Here is a 17,957-nt window from a genome sequence, read left to right as displayed (position 1 = left end):
CGCCGGACCACGGTCACCCACCACAACGCACAGGCGCCGCCGCCGAGTTCCCCGGACCGACCCGGGGAACCCGACGGCGGCGCCTTTCCGTGGCCGACGGCCCGGCGGCAGCGACCCCGCGGTTCCCCTGCGGTGTGAGGTGTGGCACGATGCTGGCCACCCCCGCCCGTCGGCATCCGCCCGGCACCGCCTGTCCAGGCACCCATGAACCACAGGAGACATACCGCGTGCAGACCTCCGCGCTCCCGGACCTCGCGCACACCGACACCAAGCCGGTGCACTGGCTCGCCACGGCCGCGGCCATGGCCGCCGTCGTCGCGGCCGCGGGACTGCTCCAGCCCGACGGGGCCACCGCGACGGCCTCGGCGTCCGAGCACCGCACCGGCGCCCGGCACGGCGCCCCACCGGCCGCCGCGCCCGATCCCGCCGGTGTCGTCTTCCCGTTCGACTGCAGCGGCGCCGGGCAGACCGTCGCCGACAGCGCCCCCGGGGACCTCGACGGCGACGGCAGGCCCGAGACCGTCGCGGTCGTCCGCTGCGCCGCCGGTTCCGGCACACCGCCCAGCGGCGTCTACGTCCTGACACAGAAGAGCGGGGCCGCACCCCGGGTGGTCGCCACCCTGGTGGACCCCGCTCAGAAGCTGACGGTCACCGACTTCACCGTCCGTGACGGCCGGATCTCGGCGACCCTGCTGGGCTATTCCTCGGCCGACGTGCCGCGCTGCTGCCCCGACGAGGAGGAGAGCGCACTCTGGCAGTGGAAGGGCAACGCCTTCGTCAGGTCGTCCTCGGCCGGGGACACCGCGCTGAGCGTCTGAGCTGGTTACGCCGCGTCGGGTCCAAAGACTTCCACATTGTCCGAAACGCGACGTACGTGAATGCAGTCGCCGGGGCATTCCTTGGCCGAATCCACCACGTCCTGGAGGAGCGGCAGCGGCACCGGGGTGGTGGCGCCCTTGTCCTGGAGGAGCTCGTCCTCGGAGCTCTTCACGTACGCCAGGCCGTCGATGTCCAGCTCGAACACCTCCGGTGCGTACTGCACGCAGATGCCGTCGCCCGTACAGAGGTCCTGGTCGATCCAGACCTCGAGGTCCTGCGTGGCGCTGTCGCCCGGGGCGTCCTGCTGCACGGTCATGTGTCCTGCCGTTTCCTGCGTATCTGAACCAATTGAAGCCAGCCCTGACGGGTGTTGGACGCTTCGACGATACAACCGGCGGCATTCCGATGCCGAAGGGTGGGTATTCCCCTGGCGTGAGGGAGAGCGCAAGGGTGAAGATCGGACACACCCCCGAGTCTTTGTGATCTAGGGGTTTCAATCATCACCCACGCAGGTAGGGTCAGGAAGCGTCCAGCTCCCCTTGGAGGAGGTGAGGACCGTGGCAGCCCACGACGACGACATCAACCGCGGCATCCGGCCCGTGCGGGGGTCAGAAGACCCAGCCGGCCAGGTTGCCTATCTCGAGCAGGAAATCGCCGTCCTGCGACGAAAGCTCGCCGACTCTCCGCGTCATTCGAGGATTCTCGAAGAGCGGATCGTCGAGCTGCAGACCAACTTGGCAGGCGTGTCCGCGCAGAACGAGCGGCTCGCCAGTACGCTCCGTGAGGCCCGCGACCAGATCGTGGCCCTCAAGGAGGAGGTCGACCGGCTGGCCCAGCCACCGGCCGGCTTCGGTGTCTTCCTGCAGGTCAACGAGGACGGCACCTGCGACATCTTCACCGGGGGCCGCAAGCTCCGGGTGAACGTCAGCCCAAGCGTCGAGCTCGAGGGCCTCCGGCGAGGCCAGGAAGTGATGCTCAACGAAGCGCTCAACGTGGTCGAGGCCATGGCATTCGAGCGGGCCGGGGACATCGTCACCCTCAAGGAGATCCTCGAGGACGGCGAACGCGCCCTGGTGGTCGGGCACACCGACGAGGAACGGGTGGTGCGGCTCGCCGAGCCTCTGCTGGACATCACCATCCGTCCCGGCGACGCCCTCCTGCTCGAACCCAGGTCCGGCTACGTCTACGAAGTGGTGCCGAAGAGCGAGGTCGAGGAGCTCGTCCTCGAAGAGGTTCCGGACATCGACTACAACAAGATCGGCGGTCTGGGCGACCAGATCGAGCTGATCCGCGACGCGGTCGAGCTCCCCTACCTCCACCCGGACCTCTTCAAGGAGCACGAACTGCGCCCGCCGAAGGGCATCCTGCTCTACGGTCCACCCGGTTGCGGCAAGACGCTCATCGCCAAGGCCGTGGCCAACTCGCTGGCCAAGAAGGTCGCAGAGGTCACCGGACAGCCCACGGGGAAGAGCTACTTCCTCAATATCAAGGGCCCCGAGCTCCTCAACAAGTACGTCGGCGAGACCGAGCGGCACATCCGCCTCGTCTTCCAGCGTGCCCGGGAGAAGGCGAGCGAGGGCACCCCCGTCATCGTCTTCTTCGACGAGATGGAATCCCTCTTCCGCACCCGTGGTTCCGGTGTCAGCTCGGACGTGGAGAACACCATCGTCCCCCAGCTGCTCGCCGAGATCGACGGTGTGGAGGGTCTGGAGAACGTCATCGTCATCGGCGCCTCCAACCGCGAGGACATGATCGACCCCGCGATCCTGCGGCCCGGCCGTCTTGATGTGAAGATCAAGATCGAGCGTCCGGACGCGGAGGCCGCGAAGGACATCTTCGCGAAGTACCTCACGCCTTCGCTGCCGCTGCACGCGGACGACCTGGCCGAGCACAGCGGCTCGAAGGAGGCCGCCGCCCACGCCATGATCCAGTCCGTCGTGGAGCGGATGTACACGGAATCCGAGGAGAACCGCTTCCTCGAGGTCACCTACGCCAACGGCGACAAGGAAGTCCTGTACTTCAAGGACTTCAACTCCGGAGCGATGATTCAGAACATCGTGGACCGGGCGAAGAAAATGGCCATCAAGGCATTCCTCGAGCAGCGCCAGAAGGGCCTGCGCGTCTCCCATCTCCTCCAGGCATGTGTGGACGAGTTCAAGGAGAACGAGGACCTGCCGAACACCACCAACCCGGACGACTGGGCCAGGATTTCCGGAAAGAAGGGCGAGCGGATCGTGTTCATCCGCACACTCGTCACCGGAAAGCAGGGTGCGGACACCGGTCGTTCCATCGACACGGTGGCAAATACCGGACAGTACCTGTAAAACGCAGACCGGCTGCGGATGCCCGGCAGGGTATCCGCAGCCGGCCGTTTTCCCGGCAGGTCCGGCCACACCCGAACAATGACGCAATTGATCTCCCCACCGGCGCAGAGGCGCTCTAGGCTCTGCCGTACCGCCGAGTCGCGCAGCGCGGGGACGGGCACCGCACGCGTACCGGACCAGCAGCGGTACTTGAGCGGCGCTCCCGGACGGGAGCACCGCCGGGCAAGGAGGGCCGCATGACCGTACGGCGAGTGATGGGCATCGAGACGGAGTACGGGATCTCCGTCCCCGGTCAACCCAACGCCAATGCCATGCTCACCTCGTCCCAGATCGTCAACGCCTACGCGGCGGCGATGCACCGGGCGCGCCGCGCCCGCTGGGACTTCGAGGAGGAGAATCCGCTGCGCGACGCGCGAGGCTTCGACCTCGCCCGCGAGACCGCCGACTCCAGCCAGCTCACCGACGAGGACATCGGCCTCGCCAATGTCATCCTCACCAACGGTGCCCGGCTGTACGTCGACCACGCGCACCCCGAGTACAGCTCACCCGAGATCACGAACCCGCTCGACGCGGTGCTCTGGGACAAGGCCGGCGAACGGGTCATGGCGGAGGCCGCCGAGCGGGCCGCCGCCATCCCGGGCGCCCAGCCGATCCACCTCTACAAGAACAACACCGACAACAAGGGCGCGTCCTACGGCACGCACGAGAACTACCTGATGAAGCGGGAAACCCCCTTCTCCGACATCGTGCGCCATCTGACCCCGTTCTTCGTCTCCCGCCAGGTCGTCACCGGCGCCGGCCGGGTCGGCATCGGCCAGGACGGCCGTGAGCACGGCTTCCAGCTCAGTCAGCGCGCGGACTACTTCGAGGTCGAGGTGGGTCTGGAGACCACGCTCAAGCGCCCCATCATCAACACCCGCGACGAACCGCACTCCGACGCCGAGAAGTACCGCAGGCTGCACGTGATCATCGGCGACGCGAACCTCTCCGAGATCTCGACCTATCTCAAGCTCGGCACGACCTCGCTGGTCCTCGCCATGATCGAGGACGGCTTCATCAACGTCGACCTCGCGGTCGACCAGCCGGTGCGCACCCTGCACCAGGTCTCGCACGACCCGACGCTGCGGCAGCTCGTCACGCTCCGCAGCGGCCGGACACTCACCGCCGTACAACTGCAGATGGAGTACTTCGAGCTGGGCCGCAAGTACGTCGAGGAGCGGTACGGGGCGGACGCCGACGAGCAGACCAGGGACGTCCTGGCCCGCTGGGAGGACACCCTGAACCGCCTGGAGAACGATCCGATGAGCCTCGCGGGCGAGCTGGACTGGGTCGCCAAGAAGGAGCTCATGGAGGGCTACCGGCGCAGGGACGGCCTGGACTGGGACGCGCCGCGTCTGCACCTGGTCGACCTCCAGTACGCCGACGTGAGGGCCGACAAGGGCCTCTACAACCGCCTGGCGGCCCGCGGGAGGATCAAGCGCCTGCTGGACGAGAGTGACGTCGAGCGGGCCCGTACGAAGCCGCCCGAGGACACCAGGGCCTATTTCCGGGGACGCTGCCTGGAGCAGTACGCGGACGACGTCGCCGCGGCCTCCTGGGACTCGGTCATCTTCGACCTGCCCGACCGTGACTCACTGCAACGGGTTCCCACGATGGAGCCGCTGCGCGGGACCCGTGAACACGTCAAGGACCTCCTGGACCGCTGCCGTACCGCGGAAGAGCTGGTCCGGACGCTGTCCGGCGGCTGAAAAGGCCGTCGGCTGGGAATCAATCAAGAGACCTCCGGACGTTGAGACAAGTACCGGGCCAATGTCGGACCCCGTAGGTAGGGTCTGATCACGTGCTTCGAACCGAGCGGGGTGAGCTACATGGCGACCAAGGACACCGGCGGCGGACAGCAGAAGGCAACACGCTCCACCGAGGGAACCGAGGAGCAGGCGCAGGACGCGCAGGTCTCCGAGGACCTGCAGGAGCGACAGGAGAAGCTGAGCGACGACGTCGACGACGTCCTCGACGAGATCGACGACGTCCTCGAGGCCAACGCTGAGGATTTCGTGAGGTCATTTGTTCAGAAGGGTGGGGAATAGGGCTTAATGTCCGATATTCCTGCCGGAAGAAGATGCTCGCGCTGTCGAATGACTCTGCCGACGGAGTCCTTCGCCAGTAACAGGGCGATGCGGGACGGCCTCCAGGCGTATTGCCGGGAGTGCTCTGCTGAGTACTACCGGCAGCGCCAGGAGGCCAAGGGCAGGTCCGTTCGGGTCAAGGTACCGGTGCCTCGGGGGCGCAAGCGTTGCCCGCAGTGCGGCGAGGTGAAGCCGCACGATCAATGGGAGCGCAACAGATCATCGTCCGACGGCTGGTCGAGCTACCGTCGCCCATGCAGGGCCGAGCGAAATCGAATGAGCTACTTCCAGCGCAAGTATGGCCTCGGTCCAGCGGAGTTGGACACGCTGATCGCCGCTCAGCAGGGCGTTTGCTGTATCTGCCTAACTGCTCAGGCGGAGCATGTGGATCACTGTCATATGACGGGTAGGGTCCGTGGCGTACTGTGCTTCAGCTGCAACGCAGCCCTGGGGCAGCTCAAGGATCGGCCGGATGCCATAAGGCGTGCAGCCGCATACGTGGAGGGAAACGCGTGGAAGCCAACACTCGTAGCACCGGGCGTCTACCAGCTGCCTTCCTGACGCCGGGATCGTCCTCGTTCATGGACTTCCTGTCCGACCAGTCGCCCTCGATGCTCCCCGGCAACCGCAGTCTGCCGCCGCTGCAGGGAGCCATCGAGGCGCCGCACGGGACGACCATCGTCGCGGCCTCGTTCCCCGGTGGGGTGGTGCTCGCCGGTGACCGGCGGGCGACCATGGGGAACATGATCGCGCAGCGCGACATCGAGAAGGTGTTCCCGGCCGACGAGTACTCGGCGGTGGGGATCGCCGGTACGGCGGGCCTCGCCGTGGAGATGGTCAAGCTGTTCCAGCTGGAGCTGGAGCACTTCGAGAAGGTCGAGGGCGCCACGCTCTCCCTGGAGGGCAAGGCCAACCGCCTCTCCACGATGATCCGCAGCAATCTGGCGATGGCCATGCAGGGCCTGGCGGTCGTCCCGCTGTTCGCCGGGTACGACGTCGACCGCGGGACGGGCCGGATCTTCTCGTACGACGTCACCGGCGGGCGTTCCGAGGAGCGCGGCTACGCCTCCACCGGATCCGGTTCCGTCTTCGCGCGCGGGTCGATGAAGAAGCTGTACCGCGAGGACCTGACGGAGGAGCAGACACTCACCCTGGTCGTGCAGGCCCTGTACGACGCGGCCGACGACGACTCGGCGACCGGTGGCCCGGACGTGGCCCGCCGGATCTACCCGATCGTCACCGTCATCACGGACGAGGGCTTCCGGAAGCTGGACGACACGGAATCCTCGGAGATCGCACGCGCGATCCTGGAGCGCCGGCTCGAGCAGCCCGACGGCCCCCGCGCCGCACTGCTCTGACCCGGTCCGACGCTTCCCCGATGCACTCGTCACTGACAGAAAGGGACGGATAGCCGGTGTCGACTCCGTTCTATGTCTCACCCCAGCAGGCCATGGCCGACCGGGCGGAATACGCCCGGAAGGGCATCGCCCGTGGTCGCAGCCTGGTAGTGCTGCAGTTCGCCGACGGCATTGTGTTCGTCGGCGAGAACCCGTCCCGTGCGCTGCACAAGTTCAGCGAGATCTACGACCGGATCGGCTTCGCCGCCGCCGGCAAGTACAACGAGTACGAGAACCTCCGCATCGGCGGGGTTCGCTACGCCGACCTGCGCGGATACACCTACGACCGCGACGACGTGACGGCCCGTGGGCTCGCCAACGTCTACGCGCAGACGCTCGGCACCATCTTCTCCAGCGCGGCCGAGAAGCCGTACGAGGTGGAGCTGGTGGTCGCCGAGGTCGGCGCGGGGCCGGAAGGCGACCAGATCTACCGGCTGCCGCACGACGGCTCGATCGTGGACGAGCACGGCTCCGTCGCGGTCGGCGGGAACGCGGAACAGATCAGCAGCTTCCTGGACCAGCGTCACCGCGACGGGATGTCGCTCGCGGAGGCCCTGAAGCTGGCCGTGCAGGCACTCTCCAGGGAGGCCAACGGCAACGAGCGGGAGATTCCCGCCGAGCGCCTCGAGGTCGCGGTCCTGGACCGTACGAGGCCGCAGCAGCGCAAGTTCAAGCGGATCGTCGGGCGGCAGCTGACCCGGCTGCTGGACGCGGACGGTGCGGGGGCGACCCCGACGGACGCCCCGTCCGACACCGAGGAGGCCGACACCCCGGGGACCGACAGTCCGGCGACCGGGACCCCGGGCACCGACACCCCGGCCTCGCCCACCGACGGGACCACGAAGGACTAGTCCGGCCCCCGGATGTCTCCGGTCCGCCGCCCCCGGCCGCCGTGCGCGGCCGGGGGCGCCGTCACGAGACGGGCGGTGGAGCGGTGGAGCCCCGTACCACCAGGTGGACGGGGAGAGCTGCCTGCTCGGTCCGGCGGCCGTCCAGGACCGCCAGCAGGGCCGTCATGCCCCGCTCGCCGACCTGCTCGGCCGGCAGCCGCACCGTGGTGAGCTCGGGTTCGACCGCCGTGGCCAGGGCCAGGTCGTCGAAGCCGGTCACGGAGATGTCGTCGGGCACCCGCAGCCCACGTCTGCGGACGGCCTTGCAGGCCCCGGCGGCCAGGATGTCGTCGTCGCACACGATCGCCGTCGGCGGCGGCCCCGGGGAGGCCAGGACCGCTTCGGCGGCCTCGCGCCCGGCCCGTACGTCGAGCGGGGCCACAACCCGGTGGACGGTCGCGCCGGGGACGCCCCGCACGGCGTCGGCGAGGGCCCGGGCGCGCACCCCGAAGGTCCAGGTGTCCACGGCGGAGGCCAGGTGGACGAAGCGGCGGTGGCCCAGGTCCAGCAGGTGCTCCGCCACCTGCCGCATACCGTCCGCGATCTCCAGGTTCACCCGGGCCGCCGTGCCGTGGTCCCGCGGATCGCTGTCCAGCATCACCAGCGGCAGGTCCGCGCTCCGCAGCGCCCCCAGCGCGTCCGCCGCCATGGACGAGGCGATCACCCCGTCGAGCGCCGCGCGGGCGGAGGCGAACGGGTCCCTGGCCGGTCCCGTCCCGTCGGGCGACGGGTAGAGCACCACACCGAAGTCGTGCTCCGCGGCGACGGCGGCGGCGCCCGCGTAGACCCGGGCGAAGAACTCGTTGGTGAGCGCGGGCACGACCAGCAGTGCCGTGCGGGTGCGGCCCAGCCGCAGGCTGCGGGCGGCCAGATTCGGCCGGTAGCCGAGCTCCCGGGCGCAGTCACGCACCCGTTCCGCGGTCGCCCCGGAGACCCTTCCGCGCCATTTACCGCCGAGCACGAGCGAGACGGTCGCCTGCGAGACGCCTGCGGCCCGGGCCACGTCGCGGCTGGTCGGCCGGGGTGGGGCGGGCTGCCGCGCGCTGCTCACTCGTGCCTCCGTGCTGTGCGGGCCGGATGCCGTGGGATGGACCGGCGGACTGCGCACATGGTACGTATGAACGCTGAAGTTATACGTAAAACTCCGGGGTGTGACGCCACCGGGCGAGAGGGGCGGACATGGCCGCGGGATATCTGGACATCCTCCGGACGCGGCATGCCGCCCGGCTGCTGGCGGGAACACTGGTGGGGCGCCTGCCGAACGGCACGGCCCACATCGCGATCGTCCTGTTCACCCGGGCCGAGGGCGGCAGCTACACGCTGGCCGGCGCCCTCGCCGCCGCGTACGGCCTGGCGACGGCCGTGGGGCAGCCACTGCTCGGCAGGGCCGTGGACCTGTACGGACAGCCGCGGATCCAGCTCCCCGCCGCCGTGCTCTCCGCGCTCGGCATGGCTGCACTGGCCCTGGTGGGTCTCGACCGGCTCCTGCCCGCCTACGCGGCGGTGATCGTGGCAGGCGTCTTCACGCCACCCCTGGAAGGGGGCCTGCGGGCCCTGTGGCCCACGGTCCTCGGCCGGGAGGACCGGGTGCACCGGGCCTACGCCATGGACGCCGTGGCGCAGGAGATCATGTTCACGGTGGGGCCGCTGCTCGTGACGGTCCTGGTCTCCCTCCGGTCGCCGGCCGCCGCGCTCCTGGTCATCAATGCCGTAGGCGTCCTCGGTGCCCTCTGGGTGGTGCTCTCCGAGCCCTCCCGCACCTGGCGTTCGGCCCCCCGCGAGGCGCACTGGCTGGGCGCGCTGCGCTCGCCGGGACTGCTGGCCCTGCTGGGGGCGTTCTTCTTCGTCGGGCTCGCGCTCGGCTCGATCACGGTCGCCGGAGTCGCGTACGCCGACGACCACGGCCGCGAGTCCGTGTACGGCTGGCTGATGGCCGCGCTCGGGCTCGGCGCGCTGATCGGCGGCGCGGCCTACGGGGCGCGGCAGTGGGCCGGACCGCCCGAGAAGCGGCTGAGGGTCATCGTCGCGCTGCTGGCCCTGGGCTACCTGCCGTTGACACTGACCCCCGGTGTGCCCGCCATGACCGCACTGGCCGCACTGGCCGGGGTGTTCCTGGCCCCGGCGATCGCCTGCTCCTTCATCGTCGTCGACCGGCACGCCCCGCGGGGCACGGTGACCGAGGCGTTCTCCTGGCTCGTGACGACGTTCGGGGTGGGCGCGGCGGCCGGCACGGCGGTGGCCGGCCCGGCCGTCGAGCTCGGCGGGACGGCGTGGAGCTTCGCCGTCGCGGGGGCCGGTGGAGTGGCCGCGCTGCTGGTTCTGCTGGCCACCGGAAGGGTCCTCGCAGTTCCCGTGCGTGGGCCCGAGGTCGTGGCCGGATCGGAAAATGATCGAAACGGTGCGGCCGAACCCGGTTTCAGCTCAGGCCATAAGGCGTAATGTTCAGTCATGGACCGCCGCATTTTCGGGCTGGAGAACGAGTACGGCGTCACGTGCACGTTCAGGGGACAGCGCCGACTGTCACCTGATGAAGTGGCGCGCTACCTCTTCCGCCGTGTTGTGTCATGGGGCCGCAGCAGCAATGTCTTCCTGCGGAACGGCGCCCGTCTGTACCTCGATGTGGGATCGCATCCGGAATACGCGACACCCGAATGCGACAACGTGACCGAACTGGTCACGCACGACAAAGCAGGCGAACGCATTCTCGAAGGTCTGCTCGTCGACGCCGAACGCCGCCTGCACGAGGAGGGAATCGCGGGCGACGTCTATCTCTTCAAGAACAACACCGATTCGGCGGGAAACTCCTACGGTTGTCACGAGAACTACCTCGTGGCCCGGCACGGAGAATTCTCCCGGCTCGCGGACATCCTCATTCCGTTCCTCGTCACCCGGCAGCTGATCTGTGGTGCCGGCAAGGTGCTGCAGACCCCGCGCGGAGCCGTCTACTGCGTGAGCCAGCGTGCCGAGCACATCTGGGAGGGCGTCAGTTCCGCGACGACGCGTTCCCGTCCCATCATCAACACCAGGGACGAGCCGCACGCCGACGCGGAGCGGTACCGCCGCCTCCACGTCATCGTCGGCGACTCCAACATGTCCGAGACGACCATGCTGCTCAAGGTCGGCGCGACCGACCTGGTGCTGCGCATGATCGAGGCGGGCACGGTGATGCGCGACCTGACCCTGGAGAACCCGATCAGGGCCATCCGCGAGGTCAGCCACGACATCACCGGGCAGCGCAAGGTGCGACTCGCCAGCGGACGTGAGGCCTCGGCCGTCGAGGTCCAGCGCGAGTACTACGAGAAGGCCGTCGACTTCGTCGAGCGCCGGGGCATCCGCACCGGCACGGTCGACCAGGTCCTCGAACTGTGGGGCCGCACCCTGGACGCCATCGAGGCCGAGGACCTCGACCGGATCGGCACCGAGATCGACTGGGTCATGAAGTACAAGCTCATCGAGCGGTACCGGGCCAAGCACAACATGACCATGTCGAACCCGAGGGTCGCCCAGATAGACCTCGCCTACCACGACATCCACCGCCGGCGCGGGCTCTACTACCTGCTGGAGCGCAAGGGGCAGGCCGCCCGCATCTGCAACGACATGAAGATCTTCGAGGGCAAGTCCGTGCCCCCGCAGACCACCAGGGCGCGGCTGCGCGGCGACTTCATCCGCCGGGCCCAGGAGCAGCGCCGGGACTTCACCGTCGACTGGGTCCACCTCAAGCTCAACGACCAGGCGCAGCGCACCGTGCTGTGCAAGGACCCGTTCCGTTCCGTCGACGAGCGGGTGGAGAAGCTCATCGCGGGCATGTGACGGAGCAGGACCCGTCCTGCCGCGGATGCGACCGGGCCCCGTACGTTCCTCGTACGGGGCCCTTCGCTCGGCCTAGAGTGTCGGGGACCCATTCACGTGCCGTCTGAGATCTGAGGAACCAGTGCGCCGACTTGCCGGCCTTCTCGTCGTCCCCCTCCTGCTGCTGTCCACCGCGGCATGCGGCGACGACAAGGCCTCCGACTCCGCCTCGTCCGAGAACGGCGTTCCCGCGATCACCGCGGGGGCGAAGTTCGGCGAGAAGCCCACCCTGGCGAAGGGTGAGGGTGATCCACCCAAGGAGCTGAAGACCGTAGTCATCAGTGAGGGTGACGGCGCGAAGCTCAAGAACGGCGACGCGATCCAGGTCAACTACCTCGGCCAGGCGTGGGACTCCACCAAGCCGTTCGACAACAGCTTCGACCGTAAGCAGCCCTTCGATCTGACGCTCGGCGCGGGCATGGTCATCCAGGGCTGGGACAAGGGCCTCGTCGGCCAGAAGGTCGGCAGCCGCGTCCAGTTGGTCATCCCGCCGGACCTCGGTTACGGCGAGGCGGGCCAGGGCGACATCAAGCCCAACGCCACCCTCGTCTTCGTCGTCGACGTGGTGAAGGCGACGCAGGTCCCGAAGTCCGCGGAGGGCGCCGTGGTCGCCCAGGACAACATCGACCTGCCGAAGGTCGGGACGAACACCGACGGCAAGGCGCCGAAGGTCACGTTCCCCAAGTCCGACCCGCCCAAGAAGCTCGTCTCCAGCTACGTCCTGGAGTCCGACGGGGACGTCATCAAGGAGACCGACAGCGTCGTCGTGAACTACGAGGCCTTCCTGTGGAAGGGCGGCAAGAAGTTCGACAGCACCTACGACACGGGCAAGACCGCGACCTTCCCGCTGGCCCAGATCACGGTCAAGGGCCTGAAGAACGGCCTCGTCGGCAAGAAGGTCGGCAGCCGGGTGCTGCTCGTCATCCCGCCGGACCAGGCTTTCGGCGACGAGGCGCAGCAGACCATCCCCGCCAAGTCGACGCTCGTGTGGGCCGTGGACATCCTGACAAAGATGTAAGACTGTCCCGGTTGACCCGTTCATCATTTAGAGGAGCAGTTCAGTGAGCATCGAGAAGCCCGAGATCGACTTCCCGGGTGGCGAGCCGCCGGTCGACCTGGAGATCAAGGACGTCTGGGAAGGCGACGGAGCGGTCGCCGAGAAGGGCATGACCGTGTCCGTCCACTACGTCGGTGTGGCGTTCTCCACCGGCGAGGAGTTCGACGCCTCGTGGAACCGCGGCACCCCGCTGCAGTTCCAGCTCGGTGCCGGTCAGGTCATCGCGGGCTGGGACCAGGGTGTCCAGGGCATGAAGGTCGGCGGACGCCGTCAGCTGACCATCCCCGCGCGCCTCGCCTACGGCGACCGCGGCGCGGGCGGCGGCTCCATCGCCCCGGGCGAGACGCTGATCTTCGTCTGCGACCTGGTCGCCGTCTGATCCGCCAGGTGACAGCAGCGAGGGCCCGTGCCGTCAGGCACGGGCCCTCGCTTTGGTCAGGCCACCCCGGACCGGTACGGTCGACGGTCGTAGAGCACGTAGAGAAAGGGCGTCGATGGCGATTGCCAAGGCCGAACGGCTGATGAACCTGGCACTGTGTCTGCTGGGGACCCGGCGCCCGCTCAGCAAACGTGAGCTCCGCGGGTCCATCGAGGCCTATCTCGAAGCGGGCACCGACGAATCCTTCAACCGGATGTTCGAGCGCGACAAGGACGATCTGCGCGAACTCGGCCTGGTCATCGAGACCGTGGAGAACCTCGACGGGGAGACCGGCTACCTCGCGCGCCGCGACAGCAACCGGCTGCCCCCCATCACGCTGGACGCCGAGGAGGCCGCGGCCCTCGGGCTCGCCGCGAAGGTCTGGCAGCAGGCCCGGCTGGCCGGGGCCGCCAGCGGTGCCCTGCAGAAGCTGCGGGCGGCCGGGATGCCGGAGGCCGAGGACGCGTACGAGGTGCACAGCGCCCTCGAACCCCGCATCCCCGTCCACGAGGCCGCTTTCGAACCGCTGATGCTCGCCTGCCGGGACCGCCGCCCCGTCACCTTCGACTACCGCAAGGCCAACGCCGCCCGCCCCGAGCAGCGCCAGGTGGAACCCTGGACACTCGAATGCTGGCGCGGCCACTGGTACCTGGCCGGCTGGGACCGTGACCGGGGTGCCGAGCGGGTCTTCCGACTGTCCCGGATCTCCGGGCGCGTCCGTTCCCGCGCCGGCGCGTTCACCGTTCCGGTGCCCGACGTGGTCACCGTCCGCGAGACGGTGGAGAGCTGGGCGGGGGAGACCGCGACCAGGACCGCCCGCATCAGGCTGCGCGCCGGGTCCGGCTACCCGCTGCGCTCCCGCGCGATATCGGTACGGGAACTCGGGGACGGCTGGGAAGAGTTGGAGATTCCGTACGGACACGGACTGGACGCCTGGCTCGTCGAGTTCGGACCGGACGTCGTCGTGACGGAACCCGCCGATCTGCGGGCCGATGTGATGGACCGGCTGCGCGCCGTGGCCAAGGACTGAGGGGAACCGCTACTCGTGGCCACGAACGCGATCGACCAGACCCGGCGGATGCTCTCCCTGGTGACGTATCTCCGTGAGCGCCCCGGCGCGCACGTCCAGGACGTCGCCCGGGCCTTCGGCATCACCGAGGACGAGCTGATCTCCGACCTCGACGTGCTCCCCATGTGCGGGACCAGCTTCCGCGGCGGTGACCTGCTCGACATCGACACCGACGGCGACCGGATCTGGTGGCACAACCCGGACGACGTAGCGGAGCCGCTGCGGCTGGCCGCGGACGAGGCCACGGCTCTTCTCGTCGCGGCCCGTGCGGTGGCCACGCTGCCCGGACTGCGCGAGAGCGACCGGCAGGCGCTGGTGCGTGCCACCGCGAAGCTGGAGACGGCCGCCGGTGAGGTGGGGGCCGCGAGCTCCCGGCTCTCGGTCACCTTCGAGTCCGAGGGAGGGGTCTTCGCCGACGTCGACCGGGCGATCTCCGAGCGGCGCAGGCTCTGGCTGCGCTACTACTCGCCCGCGCGCGACGAGCTCACCGAGCGTGAGGTGGACCCGATCCGGCTGTTCGCCGTCGGCCACACGTACATGGAGGGCTGGTGCCGGCTCACCGAGGCGCGGCGCACCTTCCGGCTCGACCGGGTCGCCGAGATCCGGCTGCTCGACGCCCCGTCCGAACCGCCGGAGATCGAGCTGCGCGACCTGTCCGAAGGGCTGGTCCAGCCGGCGGCCGAGGACCCGGAGGTCGTGGTCGAGGTGGGGCCCGGAGGCAGATGGGTCGCCGAGTACTACCCGCACGACAGCGCCGAGGAGCTGCCTGACGGGGGCATGCGGATCACCCTGCGCACCCCCGACCCGGCCTCGCTGCGCAGGCTCGCGCTGCGACTGGGCGGCGAAGGGCGCATCACGGCCCCGCAGGACCTGGCGCACAGCGCCCGCCTGGCGGCGCGTGAGGCACTGGCCGCCTACGACGATGCGCTCTGAGGGGCGGCCGGCGGTGCGCCGGGGAGACAGAAGTCGTATGACGGCGATATCGGGCGGACACGGCAGGCAGGGTGGACCCGTACCCGTACCCGTGCCGGTGCCTGCGGTCGTGCGGTTCCGGGCCGCGTGCCCGGACTGCCGGGGGCGCTTCGAGCTCGCGGCGGGAGCCCTGCGCCTCGCCATAGGTGCCAGTCGGCGCACGACCTTCTACACCTTCACCTGCCCCGAGTGCGGCTCAGCGGTCCGCAAGCCGGCCGGGGAGCGCATCGTCGAACTCCTCTCCGGCGGCGGAGTGCGGACACTGCGCCTCCACACCGCCCTGCGGTAGCGCCCGCAGGCCGTCCCGCAGCAACGAGAAGACATCGAGGCACCGTCCATGTTCTGGCCCATGCTCGCCATCGCCCTGGGATTCCTCGGCCTGGCCGTGCTCGGCGTCCTGGCCGTCAAGGTCTTCGTCGAGGCGCAACGGCTCGGCAGGCAGGTCGCCGCGACCACACAGCGGATCAATCGAGCGGCGGAGGATCTCGAACGAGCGGCCACCGGTCTCGCGGAGACCGGGGAGGCCCTGCGATAGACAGGTAGCGCCCTCCAGATTCACGGGTTCGGGGGGTACGCTGCTGAGGTCGGCCCAGGCAGGGAGGTGCGGGCCGCAAGCGGGAGTACGCACGGGCATTGCCTCGCGTTTACCCCTGCGGGTTACGATCGCTGCCAGCGCGAAGGTCGGACGTATGTCCGGCCGAACGGGTAGCGAGCCCACCCTCCAGTCGCCTCAGTGAGAAGGAAGTCGCACATGATCGGCAATCTGAAGCCCCTCGAGATCGTTCTGATCATCGCTGTCATCCTGCTGCTCTTCGGTGCCAAGAAGCTTCCCGACATGGCGCGTTCGCTCGGCAAGTCGGCCCGCATCCTCAAGAGCGAGGCCAAGGCCATGAAGAAGGACGACGCGGAGCCCGCGGCGCCCACCACGGAGACCGTCGCGGACACCGCTCCGCCGGCCGCTCCCGCCCGTACCATCCAGGCCGCGCCCGGGGACGTCTCCAGCTCCCGCCCGGTCAGCGAGGCCAAGCCCACCACCCAGAGCTGACAGCTGAATCGCTCCACCGACAGCTGCCGCACGAGACGAGGGAAGTGGGTTGCTCAAGTCTGCCCGCAAGCAGGAGAAGGACGACGAGGGGCGGATGCCCCTCCTCGATCACCTGCGTGAGCTGCGCAACCGACTGCTGAAGTCGGTCCTGGCCATCGTGGTCGCCGTGATCGCGGCAGCGTTCTTCCAGAAGGAAATCTTCGAGTTCCTGATGAAGCCGATCCTGGACTCGGTCGGCTGCAAGAACGGCGCCGTGACCATGATCAACGGCCGGCCGTGCGCGGAGATGACCACCAACGGTCTGCTGTCGCCCTTCACCATCGCGCTGAAGGTGTCCCTGATGGCGGGTGTGCTGGTCGCCACCCCTGTCTGGCTCTTCCAGCTGTGGGCGTTCGTCGCCCCCGGCCTGCACAAGCAGGAGAAGCGCTACTCGATGGCCTTCGTGGCCGCTGGGGTTCCGCTCTTCATGGCCGGTGCCTACCTGGCCTACACGATCCTGCCGCAGACCGCCGAGATCATGCTCGGCTTCACGCCCGACAACGTGAAGAACCTGCTGCCGCTCGACGACTTCCTCGACCTGATCACCCGCATGGTGCTCGTCTTCGGGCTGGCCTTCGAGCTGCCGCTGCTGCTCATCCTGCTCAACATGACCGGCGTCCTGTCCGGTGCCCGCATGCTGCGCTGGTGGCGCGGGATGCTGGTCGGCCTCACCGCGTTCGCGGCGATCGCGACGCCGGGCGGCGAGCCCATCTCGATGCTCCTGCTGGCGGGTCCGCTCGCGGTGCTGTACTTCGTCGCGGTCGGTTTCTCCCTGCTCAACGACAAGCGCAGGCAGCGCCGCAACCCCGACGCCGAGCTCGACGACGACGAGGCCTCGAAGCTGGACCTCACACCCGAGGACGTCGGAGCGGTCGAGGGTGTCACCCCTTCCCGGGCAGCCCTGCCCGAGCAGGCGAGCGGCGAGTCCGACGGCGGCCGGACCCACCGGCTCAACGGTTACGACGACATCACCTGACCTTGTAGGGTCTCCCCAGACTTCGTCCAGGGGGACCCCCAGTGACCAGCGAGATCACACTTTTCGTCAATCCCACCGCAGGAAGCGGCCGGGGCGCGCGAGCCGCGCAGCCGGCCGCTTCGGCGTTGCGGGACGCGGGGTTCTCCGTGCGTACGGTGCTCGGCGAGGATGCCGACGACGCCCTTCGCCGGGCCCGTGAGGCCGTGGCCGGCGGGACCGGCGCCCTGATAGCCGTGGGCGGTGACGGCATGATGTCCCTCGCCCTGCAGGCCGTCGCCGGAACGGACACCCCGCTGGGTGCCGTGGCCGTCGGCACCGGCAACGACTTCGCCCGCGCGCTCGGGCTGCCGATCCGCGATCCGGCCGCCGCGGGACGGCTGGCCGCCGAGGCGCTCAAGGCGGGAACCGTGCGCGGCATCGACCTCGGCCGCGTCGGCGGGCGCTGGTTCGGCTCCGTGCTCGCCTCCGGCTTCGACTCACGGGTCAACGACCGGGGGAACCGCATGCGCCTGGTCGGCGGACGGTTCAAGTACGACCTGGCCGTCCTCGCCGAACTGGCGGCCTTCCGGCCGATCCCGTACCGCGTCCGGCTGGACGGCGGTCCGGTGCGCGAGATCGAGGCGACGCTGATCGCCGTGGGCAACGGCTCCACGTACGGCGGCGGCATGCGGATCTGCGCGAACGCCGTCATGGACGACGGGCTCTTCGACGTGACCGTCGTCGGCGACTGCAGTCGCACCACCCTGCTCAAGGTCTTCCCCCAGGTCTACAAGGGGACGCATCTCGGCCATCCCGCGGTCAGCGTCCACCGGGTCTCGTCCATCGAGCTGGCAGCGGCGGGCACCACCGCGTACGCGGACGGCGAACCGCTGGGTCCGCTGCCGCTCACGGCGACCTGTGTACCCGGCGCCGTGCGGGTCCTTGCACCGTGAAATAAAGATCGGGCTGACTGTCATACCTGGCGGGTAGGCTCGTA

20 protein-coding genes are annotated in these 17,957 nt (G+C 69.1%); 18 read left to right on the top strand and 2 right to left on the bottom strand.

From position 1 onward, the window contains the following. The first annotated feature begins 227 nt into the window (after positions 1 to 227). Positions 228 to 818 carry a hypothetical protein gene (locus OG524_RS07095; protein ID WP_405809510.1) on the top strand — a complete coding sequence of 197 codons (591 nt, stop codon included), beginning with the start codon at positions 228 to 230 and terminating at the stop codon, positions 816 to 818. 5 nt (positions 819 to 823) lie between these two features. Here OG524_RS07095 and OG524_RS07090 read toward each other — a convergent pair whose 3' ends face one another. Next, complete coding sequence (locus tag OG524_RS07090) at positions 824 to 1,135, bottom strand: ferredoxin (protein ID WP_405391795.1); 312 nt, start codon at positions 1,133 to 1,135, stop codon at positions 824 to 826. Positions 1,136 to 1,376: 241 nt separating this feature from the next. Between OG524_RS07090 and arc the strand changes: the two genes are divergently transcribed. From arc to prcA, 6 genes are all read left to right on the top strand, one after another. Further along, positions 1,377 to 3,143, top strand: a complete 1,767-nt coding sequence (gene arc, locus OG524_RS07085) for a proteasome ATPase (protein WP_405391796.1) — start codon at positions 1,377 to 1,379, stop codon at positions 3,141 to 3,143. Between the two features lie 236 nt (positions 3,144 to 3,379). Further along, positions 3,380 to 4,891 carry a depupylase/deamidase Dop gene (gene dop, locus OG524_RS07080; protein WP_384495232.1) on the top strand — a complete coding sequence of 504 codons (1,512 nt, stop codon included), beginning with the start codon at positions 3,380 to 3,382 and terminating at the stop codon, positions 4,889 to 4,891. Positions 4,892 to 5,011: 120 nt separating this feature from the next. Beyond that, entirely contained in the window at positions 5,012 to 5,230 is a 219-nt protein-coding gene (locus OG524_RS07075) for a ubiquitin-like protein Pup (RefSeq protein ID WP_405391797.1), read from the top strand. Between the two features lie 6 nt (positions 5,231 to 5,236). After that, on the top strand, positions 5,237 to 5,830 hold the full coding sequence (locus tag OG524_RS07070) for an endonuclease VII domain-containing protein (RefSeq protein WP_405809507.1): 594 nt from the start codon (positions 5,237 to 5,239) through the stop codon (positions 5,828 to 5,830). Further along, a complete protein-coding gene (gene prcB / locus OG524_RS07065) occupies positions 5,782 to 6,627 on the top strand; it encodes a proteasome subunit beta (protein WP_405391799.1) in 846 nt (281 codons plus the stop codon). Before OG524_RS07070 ends, prcB begins: the two co-directional genes overlap by 49 nt. 56 nt (positions 6,628 to 6,683) lie before the next feature. Next, positions 6,684 to 7,517 carry a proteasome subunit alpha gene (gene prcA / locus OG524_RS07060; RefSeq protein WP_405391800.1) on the top strand — a complete coding sequence of 278 codons (834 nt, stop codon included), beginning with the start codon at positions 6,684 to 6,686 and terminating at the stop codon, positions 7,515 to 7,517. A 61-nt stretch (positions 7,518 to 7,578) separates the two neighbouring features. On the opposite strand, the gene OG524_RS07055 is transcribed toward prcA, so the two are convergent. Beyond that, positions 7,579 to 8,607: a LacI family DNA-binding transcriptional regulator gene (locus OG524_RS07055; protein ID WP_405391801.1), complete on the bottom strand. Its 1,029-nt coding sequence runs from the start codon at positions 8,605 to 8,607 to the stop codon at positions 7,579 to 7,581. A gap of 128 nt (positions 8,608 to 8,735) precedes the next feature. On the opposite strand from OG524_RS07055, the gene OG524_RS07050 reads away from it, so the two are divergent. The 11 genes from OG524_RS07050 (at position 8,736) to OG524_RS07000 (ending at position 17,913) form a co-directional block, all read left to right on the top strand. After that, positions 8,736 to 9,995: an MFS transporter gene (locus OG524_RS07050; RefSeq protein WP_405391802.1), complete on the top strand. Its 1,260-nt coding sequence runs from the start codon at positions 8,736 to 8,738 to the stop codon at positions 9,993 to 9,995. Positions 9,996 to 10,004: 9 nt separating this feature from the next. Then, positions 10,005 to 11,366 (top strand): Pup--protein ligase, encoded by a 1,362-nt coding sequence (gene pafA / locus OG524_RS07045; RefSeq protein ID WP_405391803.1) that lies wholly within the window; start codon positions 10,005 to 10,007, stop codon positions 11,364 to 11,366. A 121-nt stretch (positions 11,367 to 11,487) separates the two neighbouring features. After that, complete coding sequence (locus OG524_RS07040; protein ID WP_405809504.1) at positions 11,488 to 12,423, top strand: FKBP-type peptidyl-prolyl cis-trans isomerase; 936 nt, start codon at positions 11,488 to 11,490, stop codon at positions 12,421 to 12,423. 43 nt (positions 12,424 to 12,466) lie between these two features. Continuing rightward, positions 12,467 to 12,841 (top strand): FKBP-type peptidyl-prolyl cis-trans isomerase, encoded by a 375-nt coding sequence (locus tag OG524_RS07035; protein WP_405391805.1) that lies wholly within the window; start codon positions 12,467 to 12,469, stop codon positions 12,839 to 12,841. Between the two features lie 115 nt (positions 12,842 to 12,956). Further along, entirely contained in the window at positions 12,957 to 13,910 is a 954-nt protein-coding gene (locus tag OG524_RS07030; RefSeq protein WP_405391806.1) for a helix-turn-helix transcriptional regulator, read from the top strand. A 15-nt stretch (positions 13,911 to 13,925) separates the two neighbouring features. Continuing rightward, entirely contained in the window at positions 13,926 to 14,882 is a 957-nt protein-coding gene (locus tag OG524_RS07025; protein WP_405391807.1) for a helix-turn-helix transcriptional regulator, read from the top strand. A gap of 37 nt (positions 14,883 to 14,919) precedes the next feature. Continuing rightward, entirely contained in the window at positions 14,920 to 15,210 is a 291-nt protein-coding gene (locus OG524_RS07020; RefSeq protein WP_405809501.1) for a hypothetical protein, read from the top strand. Positions 15,211 to 15,258: 48 nt separating this feature from the next. Continuing rightward, positions 15,259 to 15,456 carry a hypothetical protein gene (locus tag OG524_RS07015; RefSeq protein WP_056786540.1) on the top strand — a complete coding sequence of 66 codons (198 nt, stop codon included), beginning with the start codon at positions 15,259 to 15,261 and terminating at the stop codon, positions 15,454 to 15,456. A gap of 216 nt (positions 15,457 to 15,672) precedes the next feature. After that, on the top strand, positions 15,673 to 15,966 hold the full coding sequence (gene tatA, locus OG524_RS07010; protein ID WP_384495210.1) for a Sec-independent protein translocase subunit TatA: 294 nt from the start codon (positions 15,673 to 15,675) through the stop codon (positions 15,964 to 15,966). Positions 15,967 to 16,015: 49 nt separating this feature from the next. Further along, the gene (gene tatC, locus OG524_RS07005; RefSeq protein WP_405391809.1) at positions 16,016 to 16,981 is read left to right on the top strand and encodes a twin-arginine translocase subunit TatC; all 966 of its coding nucleotides are present in this window, start codon (positions 16,016 to 16,018) and stop codon (positions 16,979 to 16,981) included. Between the two features lie 41 nt (positions 16,982 to 17,022). After that, positions 17,023 to 17,913, top strand: a complete 891-nt coding sequence (locus OG524_RS07000) for a diacylglycerol kinase (protein ID WP_405391810.1) — start codon at positions 17,023 to 17,025, stop codon at positions 17,911 to 17,913. Positions 17,914 to 17,957: the final 44 nt, after the last annotated feature.

Source organism: Streptomyces sp. NBC_01520 (assembly GCF_045040375.1).
Taxonomy (GTDB): domain Bacteria; phylum Actinomycetota; class Actinomycetes; order Streptomycetales; family Streptomycetaceae; genus Streptomyces.
This window is presented reverse-complemented; position numbering and strand designations above follow the sequence as displayed.

What these genes read in the sequence shown, in the direction of transcription:
- dop (WP_384495232.1), top strand. Translation starts at nt 3,380, where the DNA reads ATGACCGTACGGCGAGTGATGGGCATCGAGACGGAGTACGGGATCTCC.
- OG524_RS07050 (WP_405391802.1), top strand. Translation starts at nt 8,736, where the DNA reads ATGGCCGCGGGATATCTGGACATCCTCCGGACGCGGCATGCCGCCCGG.
- OG524_RS07015 (WP_056786540.1), top strand. Translation starts at nt 15,259, where the DNA reads ATGTTCTGGCCCATGCTCGCCATCGCCCTGGGATTCCTCGGCCTGGCC.
- OG524_RS07090 (WP_405391795.1), bottom strand. Translation starts at nt 1,135, where the DNA reads ATGACCGTGCAGCAGGACGCCCCGGGCGACAGCGCCACGCAGGACCTC.
- tatA (WP_384495210.1), top strand. Translation starts at nt 15,673, where the DNA reads ATGATCGGCAATCTGAAGCCCCTCGAGATCGTTCTGATCATCGCTGTC.
- OG524_RS07030 (WP_405391806.1), top strand. Translation starts at nt 12,957, where the DNA reads ATGGCGATTGCCAAGGCCGAACGGCTGATGAACCTGGCACTGTGTCTG.
- pafA (WP_405391803.1), top strand. Translation starts at nt 10,005, where the DNA reads ATGGACCGCCGCATTTTCGGGCTGGAGAACGAGTACGGCGTCACGTGC.
- OG524_RS07075 (WP_405391797.1), top strand. Translation starts at nt 5,012, where the DNA reads ATGGCGACCAAGGACACCGGCGGCGGACAGCAGAAGGCAACACGCTCC.
- OG524_RS07070 (WP_405809507.1), top strand. Translation starts at nt 5,237, where the DNA reads ATGTCCGATATTCCTGCCGGAAGAAGATGCTCGCGCTGTCGAATGACT.
- OG524_RS07020 (WP_405809501.1), top strand. Translation starts at nt 14,920, where the DNA reads ATGACGGCGATATCGGGCGGACACGGCAGGCAGGGTGGACCCGTACCC.